This window comes from Dysgonomonas mossii DSM 22836 (assembly GCF_000213575.1).
In the GTDB taxonomy this organism is placed as follows: domain Bacteria; phylum Bacteroidota; class Bacteroidia; order Bacteroidales; family Dysgonomonadaceae; genus Dysgonomonas; species Dysgonomonas mossii.
Map to the genome: position 1 here is coordinate 728,692 of NZ_GL892005.1, position 14,910 is coordinate 743,601.

The following is a 14,910-nucleotide window of genomic DNA, read 5'->3' on the forward strand; positions in this document are numbered from 1 at the left end:
CGTTTTCAGTTTATTTCGTTTGATAATATTCTACTGTTGATTTATTTTTAGTTGTAAGGATAAGTAATCCTATGAATGTTAATATAGCATTTATAATTAATATTTCGTAGCTAAACCTATATCCGTTAAACCATGTTTCGGAGTTTTTATCTAGAATAAAACAGATTACAGGTGCTATAATTGCAACTAGTGGTATATATCTGTCTTTGACAGCTTTTTTCGTAAAAATACCAAACGCAAATAAGCCTAATATTGGTCCGTATGTATAGCTGGCCAGAATATATACAGCATCAATAACGGAGGTATTATTGAGTAGGTCTATGATGATAATTGTCACTCCCATCGTTATAGCCATGCCTATGTGAACTTTTTTCCGTATCTGTGCAACCTCTTTCTCTGATTTTTTCTTTGTGCTTTCCAGTATGTCTACCGTAAAAGATGTAGTTAGAGCGGTCAGAGCCGATCCGGCAGCAGCATAGGCCGCAGATATCAAACCGATAATAAACAATATGCCTACTATGGCAGGGAAGTATCCGCCGGTGGCTAGTAGAGGAAATACTTCATCGCTTTTTCCGGGAATAGATATATTATTCTGAAACACATAGGTATATAATAAAACCCCAAGCATTAAGAACAATAGATTAATTATTAATTGCATCGAACCACTGATAATAATATTTTTTTGAGAATCACTTGAATTCCTACAGCTCATATTTTTCTGCATCATATCTTGATCTAGTCCTGTTGTGGCTATCACAGTAAATATGCCGGCAAGAAACTGTTTGAAAAAGAAGCGTCTATCATTTATATCATCGAAGAAGAAAGTTTTGGAGAAATCATTTTCGTTAATGGTTGATAACATACTCGAAAAATTAAGACCTAAGTCTGATGCAATATAATAGATACATAATCCTACCGAAACAATCAAACAGAATGTTTTTAAAGAATCCGTCCATATTAATGATTTTACTCCACCCTTGTATGTATACAACCATACCAGTCCCACAGTAAACACCACATTCAAAATAAAAGGTAGCTTAAGTGGTGCAAAAACTAATAATTGTAATACGATGCACACCAGAAATAAACGAACAGCAGCCCCCAGCATCTTAGATATAAAAAAGAGCCAAGCACCTGTTTTATATGATGCAATACCAAAGCGGTTTTCTAAATATTCATATATGGATGTCAGGTTCATCTTGTAAAATAAAGGAACTAGTACAAATGCAATAATAAATTGCCCTACTACAAAACCCATCACCATTTGCATATACGAAAATCCACTGGCCGCTACCATGCCCGGAACAGAAACAAAAGTTACTCCAGATATAGCTGACCCAATCATGGCAAAGGCAACCACATACCATGGCGATTTACGGTTTCCGGTAAAGAATCCCTGATTATCCGCTTTGCGCCCTGTTATGTATGAAATGGCAAAGAGTATGGTGAAATAAAATGCTATAGTTAATAATACTAATATAGGACTCATTCAACTGTTTTTTTATTCTTCGTATAATAAATAAGGCTTGCGTTGTTTCTTAAAGTTCTCAACGTCATCTTTCCACATTTCTTTAATCTCTGAGGCAGATCTTCCTTGTTTGATCATATCTCGTACATAACTTACTCCAATGAGTTTTTCAAAAAATGGAGTGAAAAACTTATCGCCCATGTTTAAATTTTTATATGCATCTATAATATACGAGAGGTCAATTCCTTTCGTATATATATCTTCGTCGTATATATTTCTTAAATCTACTCCATAGCATTTTTGGTTCAAAAGAGGCGGATTTTTTGCTCCGGGTATGCTCTTAGGTGTAAAAGAGAATGTGTACCCTTTCATCTGGGGATGACCATAGACCTGAAAAGGATAAGATGTACCTCGTCCCAAACTTACAGGTGTTCCTTCGAATAAGCATGTTGATGGATACAAATATATTGATTTCATATTCGGCAAATTTGGAGACGGTGCTATCGGTAATTCATAAAGAGTTTTATGAGTGTAATTTTTGCATTTGATGACTGTCAGATCACAAACTCGATTTTCAGTAAGCCAATGTTCTCCATTCACCATCAGAGCCAACTCCCCTAAAGTCATTCCGTGCACTACGGGTATCGGAAGCCACCCTACGCCTGACTTGTATTTCATGTCTAGTATTGGCCCATCGACATAATGTCCGTTTGGATTAGGACGGTCTAATACGATAAATTTTTTGTTATATTCAGCACATACATCCATGAGCCTTGCCATCGTAACGTAATAGGTATAAAATCTAAGTCCAACATCTTGTACGTCGAATAGCATAACATCAAATGAATCCATCGCCTCTTTACTCGGTTTGCGACTATCGCCGTCATATAATGATCTTATAGGTATACCCGTTTTTTTGTCCACCGAACTCGAAACATGTTCTCCTGCGTCAGCATCACCTCTAAAGCCATGTTCGGGAGAGAAGATAGACGTTACATTAACTTTCTCTTGTACTAATATATCGACTAAGTGTTTGCTCCCAACCATACCTGTATGATTCGATAGCACTGCGATACGTTTATCTTTTAATAGTGATAAATACTCTTCTGTTAATTCCGCAGCAACAATCGGACTCTTTTGTCCGTATACGTTTGCCATAAAGAGCAATAAAAGGGCTGTATTCAAAAGTTTTTTCATAGTTTAATCCTTTGATTGTTAATTTTAATTCTAACCCCAAAGATAAAAGATTATATAGTCCAGCGGCTTTAATTTTATTAGGATTACTCAACAAATATAAGAGGATATATTTAATTAGGTAACTCTATAATTATAATAAAGTCATAAATTAACAATAATTTAGAGTTATATATATAAATTTGCTTATTCTGGGAGCTTTTAGTGTGTGGAGTCTTTTTGTATTTTTATTTAGTTTCTATTTTAAATGTATATGTCTGTCTTTTTGTTTTGTTATTCATGTTTAATGTGACTAAATTGTATTTGTGGGTGTTGTTTTTGTTTGTTTATATTTCTTCTTTTGTGTGTCTAATGGCTTGTTTATAAGATGTATATTTGTTTTAATTGTATTTGTGTTATATAAAATATATGTATAAAGCATAATAAATATTAAAATTGATGAATGACTCGAAAAATATATATAGAAACCTTATATATTTGTATACCTCGAATCGAGAAGTGATCTTATTTATTTAGCTTATCTGTCAAACCTTGTTTATATGAAGAACCTATCTTGCCATTTACCTCTATTAATATCTTTATTATTGCTAACTGGAATAATAAAAGGGCAAAATTTTAGCTTTGCTTTAGTAACGGATACGCATGTAACGAAAGATTCTTTGGCTTATAATGATTTAAAACGTACAGTTGATCAGATTAATAAAACTCCGAATATTAGTTTTGTTTTGGTTACAGGTGATCTAACTGAAGAAGGAGATCGTGCATCTTTAGAGAAAGTAAAAGGTTTGTTGGATCAACTTAGAGTGAAATATTATCCACTATCAGGCAATCATGAGACTAAATGGAGCGAATCCGGTGCTACCGACTTTGGTCATATTTTCGGTTCAGAGCGTTTTAAGTTCGAATATAATGGAATTACATTTCTAGGTTTTGGTACAGGACCAATAATCCGGATGATGGATGGGCATGTTGCTCCACAAGACATAACATGGTTGAGGAATGAGTTTTCTTCTGCTAAGCCAGGCACACCTTTTCTTCTTGTAACACACTATCCTTTACAAGATGGGGATGTCGATAATTGGTATGAAATAACAGATTTAGCAAGGAAATATAACGTAAAAGCAGTTCTTGGTGGTCATTATCATCGCAACCTATTATTTTCTTATGATGGAATCCCCGGTATTTTAAATAGATCTAACTTGCGAGATAAATCAGATGGTTTAGGTGGTTATTCTTTATACAAAGTAACGCAAGATTCAATATTGGTTTATGAACATAAAATAGGCTATACGCCTAAAAAATGGGGCGGGTACTCTTTGACTGAAAAATATTATACTGACGATAATTCTATTTATAAGCGACCTTCAGACTCTGTAAACCATATTTACCCTCAAGTAAAAGAAAAATGGATTGCAAATATAGGCAACACCATATATTCATCTCCTGTTGTTTATAAGAATAAGGTGTATGTTGGAGATGATTCGAGCATTCTATCTTGTTTGTCTTTACGAGACGGGAAGGTGATCTGGCGCTTTAAAGTTAATAACAGAATTGTTGGAACTCCTGCTGTAAGTGATGATATTGTTGTTTTTGGGTCTGCAGATAAATATATATATGGAGTGCACGTAAATACAGGTAAGCAGATATGGAAATATCCGGCAAAAGAAGCTGTTTTAGGAGCTGTTACTATTGAAGATGGAATTGCCTATGTTGGAGCTAGTGACCATACGATGAGAGCTATAAGTATCAAAGATGGTTCGCTTGTCTGGGAATATAGTCAAGTTGAAGGATATATAGAAACTCGTCCTTTAATTTATGAAGACAAGGTTATTTTCGGAGCTTGGGATAATAATATGTACGCTTTGGACAAAAAGACAGGAGGTCTCTTGTGGAAATGGGATGGCGGTCTGAATCGTATGCATTTTTCTCCGGCAGCGGTGTGGCCTGTCGCTGCGCATGGAAAAGTATTTTTTACAGCTCCGGATAGGGTGATGACAGCTTTAGATGCAGAAACAGGGAAAACTGTTTGGCGTACAAAAGAATCAATGGTTCGTGAAACAATCGGTTTGTCGATCGATAAAACCAGATTATACAGTAAAACAATGCAAGATAGTGTTGTTTGTTATTCAGCATTAAGCGATGCTCCTGATAAGATATGGTCTGTTAATGCTTTTTATGGATATGATCATGCTCCATCAATGCCGGTGGAAAAGGATAATATTGTGTATGGCAGTACTAAGAATGGTATTGTTTTCGCTTTGGATGCGAGAACAGGCAAGCTACTATGGAAACATAAAAAAGGTAATTCATTAATAAATACAGTAGTGCCCTTAGATAATAAAGAGTGCTTATTCTCTTCTAGCGAAGGGATTGTCGGTGTTCTGTCTTTAGAAAAATAACTTGAAATATGAAAAAATATTTTATTTACCTAATTGCGTTAATCCTCTCTATTACCTCAGTCGTTAATGCACAGTCTAACAAGAGGGCTTTGCGTGGAGTTTGGATTGCTACTGTAACTAACATCGATTGGCCTACTCAGGCAGGTCTTTCTGTAGAACAACAAAAACAGGAGATGATTTCTTTGTTGGATCATGTTGTTTCTTATAATATGAATACTGTTATCTTTCAGATTAGACCAACTGCGGACGCTTTTTATAAATCCAAATTTGAACCGTATAGCCATTGGTTAACAGGTAATCAAGGTGAAAATCCTGGATATGATCCATTACAATTTACTATTGAAGAATGTCATAAACGAGGATTAAATATACATGTCTGGCTTAATCCTTATAGAATAAATAATGATACAGTAGCTTATAATACATATGCCAATGATCATATAATGAATAAGCATCCGGAATGGGTTGTGAATTATGGTAAGGCAAAATATTTTAATCCGGGATTGGATGAAGTTCGTGATTTTACATGTAAAGTAGTTGAAAACATTGTTAGTAATTATGATATTGATGCTATTCATATGGACGATTATTTTTATCCATATAAAATTGTTGGCAGTGAATTTCCTGACTCTTTGACTTTCGTAAAATATCCAAGAGGATTTAAAGATAAAAATGATTGGCGCAGAAATAATGTCAATTTGATAATAAAAGAAATAAACGAAACTATAAAATCAATTAAACCATGGGTGGAGTTCGGAATCTCTCCATTTGCGATCTGGCGTAATAAAACAGAAGATCCAAGAGGATCTGATACGAAAGCTATGACTAACTATGATGGGCTTTATGCTGATATCTTATTGTGGCAGCAGAAGGGTTGGATCGATTATGTCTTACCACAACTGTACTTTAATATTGGATATCCAATTGCTGATTATGCTATTTTGGCAGATTGGTGGTCGAAATATAATTATGGAGCAAATGTCTATGCAGGGTTAGCTCCATATAGAGTATCAAAGAATGCAAAACAAAAAGAATGGCGAAACTCTAAAGAAATTATTCGTCAGATAAATAGAAATATGTCTGATCCTAATATTAAAGGTGAAGTTTATTTTAGTGCGAAATCATTGTTTAACAAGCCTGAAGTGAAAATTCAGGAGCAATTAAGGAAAAAGGAATATAAATATTTGTCCATTTCTCCTGAAAATAATAGAATCAAACGTATAGAGCCTGAAAATCCCTGTAATGTTTCGATGCAAATAGTTGATGAGCGTAATATTATTTTGAAATGGGAAAGAGGTTGTAACTCAAAGCGCTTTGTTATTTATAAGTTCAAGAGAAATAAGCCAGTAAATATGAACAATCCTGAAAATATTATGGCTGTTACGGGATTAACTCAAATAATATTGCCATGTAAGAATAAGAAAGAATTAAAAAAATATCGTTATGGTATTACCAGTTTGAGCCCTTCTCATTCAGAGAGTTCAGTCGTATTTTTTGATTAGCGAAATGGCTTGACTTTAAATATAAGGGTTATATTCCTGACATTGTCTTTTATCTCAGTAAAAGTATTGTGTCGAAAGGAGAAAGGAAAGGTTGTATTTAATTAAAATAATATATAATTAGCCTATGGAAACATAATAAAACCACAATTTTAAATCTATTTCTAAATTTTTCATTTGTTTTATTCTTGTAAATATGAATTCGATAAAGTAGTGCTCACTTTCCAAATGCATTTTTCCTCAATATCTTCATTCATATCAACAGGAAGAAGTATAAAATTAATAAACAAAGTATTATGAATCTAAAAAAAGTAGAAAAACACTGTCAAAGGAGATTCTTTGTTTTGCTGGCTATAGGACTCATCTATTCGTCTATAGGATATAGCTATGCCTACGATTCAAAGGGATCTAAAGATTTTGCAGAAAATCAACAAACGCAGATTACGGTTAAGGGAAAGGTGATCGATTCCAAAAAAGAGCCACTTATAGGTGTGAGTGTAACTGTAAAAGGTACAACAAATGGTACTCTTACAGATATGGATGGAGGATATAGTATTACCGTTCCGTCTAATAATGCTACATTAACATTTTCGTATGTGGGATTTAAGACTCAGTCAATAACGGTTAGTACCCAAAGAACCATTGATGTAACAATGCAAGAAGATTCTCAAATAATGAGCGAAGTTGTAGTGGTAGGTTATGGAGTGCAGAAAAAAGAAAACTTAACAGGTGCTGTATCTTCTGTAGATATAGGGAAAACCTTGGAAAATCGTCCGATAGCTGATGTTGGACGTGGGTTGCAAGGTTCTGTTCCAGGCTTGTCTATTGTTATACCTAGTGGAGAAGTAGGTTCTGATCCCATTTTTAGAATACGTGGGCAAATAGGATCTATTCAAAGTTCATCCAAGTCTGATCCACTCATTTTGTTAGACAACGTTGAAATTCCAAGTTTGACACTTGTTAACCCCGACGACATAGAAACAATAAGTGTATTAAAAGATGCTGCAGCATCTTCTATATATGGAGCCAAAGCTGCATTTGGTGTAATATTGATTACTACGAAGAAGGGAGCTAAAACGGATAAAGTAAGCGTTCAGTATTCTGGTAACTTTGCTTGGTCTAAAGTTACTAAAGATGTTGATATGGCAACTCTTGACGGACTTGAATATTCAATTTCGGCAATGGAGAGAGTTGGTACAAGTCTAAGTGGAGCTTTTTGGAAACTGAATAAAGCAAGTTATGAGCGATCTAAAGAGTGGTATTCAAAATACGGAAATTTGGGAGTAAATGATCCGATGGTATATGGTCGTGACTGGTACGTAGATGGAAAAAACAATATGGGAGTACGCTTGTACAATGCTTATGACTATATGGTTGAAGAATGGACACCTACGCAAACTCATAACTTATCTGTAAATGGACAATCAGGAAAAGTAGGTTATAACATCGGTCTAGGATATTTTAACCAAAGCGGCTTGATGAAAGCGGCAAAAAAGGATAACTATGAACGCTACAATGCTAGTGCAAAATTAAGTACAGAGATCAATAAATATGTGACTTTGAGAAGTGGATTTATGTTTTCTCAAGGAACAAAATATTATCCGTATATGACAAACTCTGTGACTGCAGATCCTTGGTTATACATATATCGTTGGGGACCTCTACAACCATTTGGTATGGATGAAAATGGAAACATTATCCGGAGTCCTGCATCAGAAGCGGCACAAGCAAATACAGCAAGCAGACAGACAAATTATTTGAATGTGAATGTTGGAGCAACTGTCAATTTTACAAAAGACTGGAATTTGGAATTCGACTATACTTATGCAAATCGTGAGTTTTTATGGGATAGACCCGGAACACGTTATACTGCTGCAGATTCATGGTCAGCAGCAGTGCCTAGAATGGATGCAAATGGAAATCGTATTTATGTAGATCAGGATGGAAATGTTGTCTCTGCCGGAGATACTGGTGCAATGCCAGCTTATAGTTTACCGCTGAATACTTATACAGGTAAAGGTGCCAACCCCGATCATTTCCGAAGAGATTCGGAAAATGAGCAACAACATACTTTTAATGCTTATACAACATATAATCTGAATTTGGCCAGTATTCATACATTTAAATTTATGACAGGTTTGAATGCTGTGAAATCGAAAAGAAAACAATATTGGGCTCAGAAAACAGAATTATTGGATTATAACAATCCTCAGTTCGACTTAGCTACAGGAGCTACTCCTACGGTGGGTGGTGGAACATGGTGGGAATCGCAAGCTGGCTTTTTCGGCCGTGTGAATTATGATTTTTACCAGAAATATCTATTGGAAGCTAATTTACGTTACGATGGTTCCTCAAAATTTCCAACAGAACTTAAATGGCGTTGGTTCCCTTCTTTTTCTGCAGGTTGGCGTACAAGTGAGGAGTCCTTTATGGCATGGGCTAAACCTACTTTAAGTTCGTTAAAATTCAGAGGATCATGGGGATCAATAGGGGATCAGACTGTTTCATCAGGTCTTTATATGCAGTCGCTTTCTGGTTTAACTTCGTCTTGGCTTGATGGAACTACTAAATTTCCATACTTCAGGACACCGGGACCTGTAGATAGAAATATTACATGGCAAGATATAGAAACACTTGATTTTGGTGTAGATGTTGTTCTTTTCAATGAGCTAAGTGCTACATTCGATTGGTATCAACGTTATACACGAAATATGATTGTCCCTGGTGTTACATTACCTAATACTTTTGGTGCACCTTCTCCAGAAGGTAATTATGGCGAATTAAGAACAAGAGGTTGGGAGTTTTCACTTGATTATAACCATCGATTTGCCAATGGGTTGAGTATAAACGGAATGTTTACATTGTCTGATGCTCAGACATATATAACAGATTACACAGAAGGAGCGATCAAAGGTACTTCTGCTACCTCATGGTGGGCAGGAAAACGTTATGGAGATATTTGGGGATATAAAGTAGATCGTCTTTATCAGAAAGATGACTTTGAGTATGACTCTTCTGGTAATTTGATTATTATTTCAGTACCTCTGGATCCTAATAATCCGAATTCAGCTACTAAACAGATGTATAAATTGAAGGGTGATAATGCTGTATATCAGCCTTTTGTTCAGACGTCGGCTGACTTTAAATTTGGACCTGGAGATGTCAAGTACAAGGATTTAGATGGAGATGGTAGAATCACCAATGGTAGTAATACCGCGGATAATCATGGAGATTTATCTGTAATAGGAAATACGACACCTCGTTTCAATTATGGATTCCGAGTAGGTGCGGATTATAAAGGTTTTGATATGCAATTGTTTTTCCAAGGAGTAGGTAAACGTAGTATCTGGGGAGATGGAGCATTGGCTATACCAGGATACAATACATCGGATGGGGCTATGGCTCAGGCAATAGCCGGAGATTTCTGGCGCGAAGATCGTACAAACGCTTTTTATCCTCGTCCATATAATGTGGCAGCAGTAGCCGGTGGATCTACAGCTGTAAATAATACACATGTATCAGATAGGTATCTTCTGAACATGTCTTATTTAAGACTCAAGAATGTAACCTTTGGATATAGCTTGCCTCCTGCTCTTACACGCAAGGCATATATAACTAAGGCTCGTATATATTTGTCCATGGAAAATATATATACTTGGGATAAATTAAATGGTCTACCTGTCGATCCTGAAGTGATGAATGGAATCTCTATGTGGGATACTACGAATAATAACTATAACTCTGGGCGTACCGGTGTTGGCGCGCCGATGTTTAAGAATGTTTCATTTGGTGTTCAATTAACTTTTTAAAAATTAAGCAATAATGAAGAATATCAATCTAATAAAGAAAACTATTCTTGTGTTCGGATTAATCTCTGCTACTCTCTTTCAGGGCTGTTCCGATTATTTGGATCGTTCGCAATTGAATAGTATAGATGATGATAAATATTGGGTACAGGAAAATAATGTACGTTTATATGCTAATGAATTTTATACACAATTCTTTGTTGGCTATAATTCTTCCTGGACGTTAGATTATTCTCTCTTCAAGGGATATATGTTCAGTGATGATGTTGTTTCTAAAAATGTACAGTCTTTGTTTGAGGTCAGCGTGCCTGCTACAAGGGGTAGTAACAGTATTACTAGTCCGCCGGCATGGCTGACCCAGTACGCCGGCCCTACTTGGTATTTCGGGTGGATACGTAAGTCTAATTTGATGATAGATCGTATTGAAACTCGTATGCAGAATGTTCTTACACCCGAAGCTTATAATCACTGGATGGCTGTAGCGCGTTTTTTTAAAGCACTCGATTATTGTCGTTTAGTAAGCGTATTTGGTGATGTCCCTTATTTCGAGAAAGATTTCTCTACTACAGAGAAAGATATCATGTATAAAGATCGGACACCTCGTAATGAAGTAATGGATAACGTATATAATGAGTTCAAGTATGTATTGCAAAATATTCGTACTAATGATGGAGCTCAAACTCTGAATAGAGATGTTGCGGCTGCTTTTATCTCAAGATGGATGCTATTCGAAGGTACTTGGCAGAAATATCATAATGCAGATCAGACAAGAGCAAAAAAATTCCTTGAATTTGCAGTAGAAGCTTCCGAGTTACTTATGACCGGTAAGTATGCGATAGACACTGACATGCACACTCTTTTCGGGTCTGAAAATCTCTCAGGTAATAAAGAATGTATTATGTACAGGCATTATGATGCGTCAGTCAGTATAACACATTGTGTGGCTTCTTATAATTGCAATTATGAGGCACAAGATCAGTCTGCAAACCTAGATGTAGTGAAAGCTTTTATCTGTAATGATGGAAAGGTTTGGCAAAATTCTTCAGTAGCTGCTGCTAAATTTGATCTTGAAAATCTTATGAAAACACGGGATCCTCGCTTTGAGTCTTCATTTTCGAATAAATTAAATTCAAAAGCTGCAGCATTGCTTTTTACAAATAAATTTGTGGATAGGACAGGCCCTACGCTTTCACTTCCGCTTCCACCCAAGTATACAAGCAATACTAATACAAATGATGCCCCGGTTATACGTTATGGAGAAGTCCTTCTAAACTGGATAGAAGCGAAAGCAGAGCTTGCGACAATAGGAGGTACTGCTGTTACACAGCAAGATATAAACAGGTCTATAAATGTTTTGCGTGATCGTCCTTTAGATGCTGAAGCGATTGGTAAAGGCATTGTAAAAACTCCACATATGAATTTGGGCGCATTACCTGTTGATCCGGCTCGTGACCAAGATGTTCCGGCTCTGATATGGGAGATTCGTCGCGAGCGCCGCATGGAGTTATTTATGGAACCATCTCGTTTGTTGGATTTGAAGAGATGGAAAAAAATAAATTACATGAAAGGTTCTGTGAAATCAGATATACTAAAAGGCGTTTGGGTGGATATTCCTAAAGAAATACCAGAATTGGTTGCAGCTACGAAGAAGAATATCACTCAAGTAATGAAGGAAGATGGGACTATTGTTAAATTTAATGGAAGTAATGCTGCTGATATGGTAGGGTATTACTTGCCTGAAGGAGTTAAAGATAGAGATAATTTTACCGATAGGGTTTATTTGTCTCCAGTTAGTCAAGATCAGATTAGCTTGTACTCTAGTCAGGGATATAAATTGACTCAAACCAAGGGGTGGGAATAAAAAATAGTATGATATAAAGGAAGGTTTGTTACACCATTCTTTATATAATTAGGTTTTAGACTTTTTAGATAGGAGGAGACATCCTGGGATGCCAAGTTGTCTCCTTCTTTTATCTTAATCTTTTGTCACATGAAACAGCATCGCTTAGTCGCTTTTTTTATTTTTTGCATGATGGTTTCCTTGTCTTATGGGCAATCTTCATGGGTAAGGATAAATCAATTGGGATATCTACCCAAGGATATCAAAGTTGCAGTGCTAATCTCAACTGAAGAAATTACCCCCGATTTATCTTTTCGCAGCAGAAGTGGACAACCACCTGTGTTGCCTACAACTCAACATGGTATCCCCGATTTTTCACTTATTGATGCAAAAACCGGAAAAGCAGTATACAGCGGACAGGGAAAAATTGCAGATGCTGCATATTGGGGATTAAAATCAGCTTTTCGTCTAGACTTTTCTTCTGTTCAGGCAGAAGGTGATTATTATATTGAAGCTGCCGGCGTGAAATCTCCTCAATTTAAAATTGGAGCAGATATTTACGAAGGGTCTGTTGATTTTATGCTTAATTATATGCGCCGTCAACGTTGCGGGCAGAATAATTTTTTAGGCACTGTTTGTCATCAACATGATGGTTTTATTGTAGAGCATCCCACCCGTACAGGAGAACATATTGATGTTCGCGGTGGTTGGCATGATGCAGACGATAAATTACAATATGTTACCACCACAGCAAGTGCTATCTATCACATGATGTTAGCTTATTATCAGGCAAAAGATAAAACAATTTTTAAAGACAATTATCGTGCTGATGCTAGTCCGGGCAGTAACGGCATTCCGGATATCTTAGATGAAATCCGTTGGGGATTAGACTGGTTATCCAGAATGAACCCTGCACCTAAAGAAATGTATAACCAGATAGCCGATGACCGAGACCATGCCGGTTATGGGTTGCCTCAAAATGATAATGTAGATTATGGCTGGGGGCCTGGTAAGGGGCGACCGGTTTATTTTATTACCGGAGAGCCTCAAGACTTACCTAATCCCAGAAATGGAGAGATTCAACTGAACCGTACCACCGGAGTGGCTTCCTCTGCAGGTAAATTTGCTTCCTGTTTTGCTCTGGGAGCCGAGCTTTTCAAGAATATAGATCCTGCTTTTGCTCAAGTACTATCAGATAAGGCAGAACCTGCCTATGAATTTGCTCTTGAACATCCCGGAAATACTCAAACAGTCTGCGTGGTTTCGCCATATTTTTACGAAGAAGACAATTATGTGGATGATGTAGAGTTAGCGGCTGCTACATTTTATACTCTTACTAAAGACCCGAAATGGCGTACAGAAGGAGACTATTGGGGACAACTTGAACCCGTTAATCCTTTGTGGGCATTTGGATTTGCACGCCACTATCAGTTCTATCCTTTTGTTAATCAGGGACATCACCTGATGGCAAAATCCGACGACGAAGTAACAAGCAAAAAGTTCACCGACTTTATGCGTCAAGGATTACAAATTATTCGAAACCGTGCAGGAAGTGAGCCGTTTATGAATGGTGTACCTTATGTGTGGTGTGCTAACTTTGCCATTATTGGAGCTGCTTCTTATGCTCACCAATATAAAGAGATTTCAGGAGACAATTCTTTTCAGGAGATGGAAGCTGCTTTACGTGATTGGATTTTGGGCTGTAATCCTTGGGGATTCTCTTTTATAGGAGGTTTTCCTGAAGGAGCCGTTTCTTCCAGAACAGACGAAACTCGTTTGGGAGGATTGGTTGATGGCCCCATCAATGAAGGTTGGCATGATACATTCTTGGGTGTTCCAAAAGTGAGCCGAAGTAAAGACCCTTTAGCTGCCTTTCAGAATGGTCCTGCTGTGTTTCATCAAGACTCCTATGGTACCAATGAGCCTGTGATCGATGGTACTTGTTACATGATATATTACCTCTCCATAATGGAGCAACTAGGAAGAAAGCAGTCTAATAAACCAAATAATACAGTAACTGATGCCTATGGAGCTACTGTTCGAATCAACTCAGATAGAAAAGTAATTCATTTAATTTTTTCTGCAGATTCTGCTTTTGAAGGAGCAACAACTATCCTTAAGACATTAGATAAAAACAATGCGAAAGCATCTTTTTTTCTTACAGGGAATTGTCTGAGAATGAAAGAACATAAAGAAACAATTAAGAACATTATTAAAAAAGGACATTATGTAGGGGGGCATTCAGATAAGCATTTGTTATATGCTTCTTGGGGAAATAGAGAACAATCTCTTGTGACATCAGATAGCCTTATTAATGATTTAAGGCAAAATATAAAAGAACTCGAAAAGTATGGAATAAAAAAATCTGATGTAAATTATTATTTGCCTCCATATGAGTGGTATAATAAAGAAAATGTGAGCTTAATTGAATCGCAAAATCAGATAACGATTAACTTTACTTCCGGACTGAGAACAGCTGCCGATTATACAACACCGGATATGAAAAACTATATGTCTTCCCAACAGATAATAGATCAGCTGTTTGCATATGAAAAAGCAAATACATTGGATGGTGCAATAATTCTTATTCATCCGGGAACTCATCCTGATAGAAAAGATAAATTATATTTGAGATTAAATGAAATTATAAAAGGTTTAGTAAAGAGAGGTTATTCTTTTGAACGTTTATGATAAATAAATTATA

Annotated in this window: 7 protein-coding genes; 5 read left to right on the top strand and 2 right to left on the bottom strand. The window is 36.3% G+C overall.

The features are described 5' to 3' along the window. Window positions 1-10: 10 nt before the first annotated feature. Window positions 11-1,489 (bottom strand): sodium:solute symporter, encoded by a 1,479-nt coding sequence (locus HMPREF9456_RS06610; protein WP_006842715.1) that lies wholly within the window; start codon window positions 1,487-1,489, stop codon window positions 11-13. Window positions 1,490-1,501: 12 nt separating this feature from the next. Then, on the bottom strand, window positions 1,502-2,665 hold the full coding sequence (locus HMPREF9456_RS06615) for an exo-beta-N-acetylmuramidase NamZ family protein (protein WP_006842716.1): 1,164 nt from the start codon (window positions 2,663-2,665) through the stop codon (window positions 1,502-1,504). A 536-nt stretch (window positions 2,666-3,201) separates the two neighbouring features. Between HMPREF9456_RS06615 and HMPREF9456_RS06620 the strand changes: the two genes are divergently transcribed. The 5 genes from HMPREF9456_RS06620 (at window position 3,202) to HMPREF9456_RS06640 (ending at window position 14,897) form a co-directional block, all read left to right on the top strand. Beyond that, a complete protein-coding gene (locus tag HMPREF9456_RS06620; protein ID WP_006842718.1) occupies window positions 3,202-5,061 on the top strand; it encodes an outer membrane protein assembly factor BamB family protein in 1,860 nt (619 codons plus the stop codon). An 8-nt stretch (window positions 5,062-5,069) separates the two neighbouring features. Further along, window positions 5,070-6,563 carry a glycoside hydrolase family 10-like protein gene (locus HMPREF9456_RS06625; protein ID WP_006842719.1) on the top strand — a complete coding sequence of 498 codons (1,494 nt, stop codon included), beginning with the start codon at window positions 5,070-5,072 and terminating at the stop codon, window positions 6,561-6,563. 293 nt (window positions 6,564-6,856) lie between these two features. After that, window positions 6,857-10,369 (top strand): SusC/RagA family TonB-linked outer membrane protein, encoded by a 3,513-nt coding sequence (locus HMPREF9456_RS06630; RefSeq protein WP_006842720.1) that lies wholly within the window; start codon window positions 6,857-6,859, stop codon window positions 10,367-10,369. A 13-nt stretch (window positions 10,370-10,382) separates the two neighbouring features. Further along, on the top strand, window positions 10,383-12,227 hold the full coding sequence (locus tag HMPREF9456_RS06635; protein WP_006842721.1) for a RagB/SusD family nutrient uptake outer membrane protein: 1,845 nt from the start codon (window positions 10,383-10,385) through the stop codon (window positions 12,225-12,227). Between the two features lie 129 nt (window positions 12,228-12,356). Next, a complete protein-coding gene (locus tag HMPREF9456_RS06640) occupies window positions 12,357-14,897 on the top strand; it encodes a bifunctional glycoside hydrolase family 9 protein/polysaccharide deacetylase (protein ID WP_006842722.1) in 2,541 nt (846 codons plus the stop codon). The last annotated feature ends 13 nt before the right edge of the window (window positions 14,898-14,910 follow it).

Bases quoted from the DNA above. Each gene is read 5' to 3' on its own strand.
- HMPREF9456_RS06610 (WP_006842715.1), bottom strand. From the start codon at position 1,489: ATGAGTCCTATATTAGTATTATTAACTATAGCATTTTATTTCACCATA.
- HMPREF9456_RS06615 (WP_006842716.1), bottom strand. From the start codon at position 2,665: ATGAAAAAACTTTTGAATACAGCCCTTTTATTGCTCTTTATGGCAAAC.
- HMPREF9456_RS06620 (WP_006842718.1), top strand. From the start codon at position 3,202: ATGAAGAACCTATCTTGCCATTTACCTCTATTAATATCTTTATTATTG.
- HMPREF9456_RS06625 (WP_006842719.1), top strand. From the start codon at position 5,070: ATGAAAAAATATTTTATTTACCTAATTGCGTTAATCCTCTCTATTACC.
- HMPREF9456_RS06630 (WP_006842720.1), top strand. From the start codon at position 6,857: ATGAATCTAAAAAAAGTAGAAAAACACTGTCAAAGGAGATTCTTTGTT.
- HMPREF9456_RS06635 (WP_006842721.1), top strand. From the start codon at position 10,383: ATGAAGAATATCAATCTAATAAAGAAAACTATTCTTGTGTTCGGATTA.
- HMPREF9456_RS06640 (WP_006842722.1), top strand. From the start codon at position 12,357: ATGAAACAGCATCGCTTAGTCGCTTTTTTTATTTTTTGCATGATGGTT.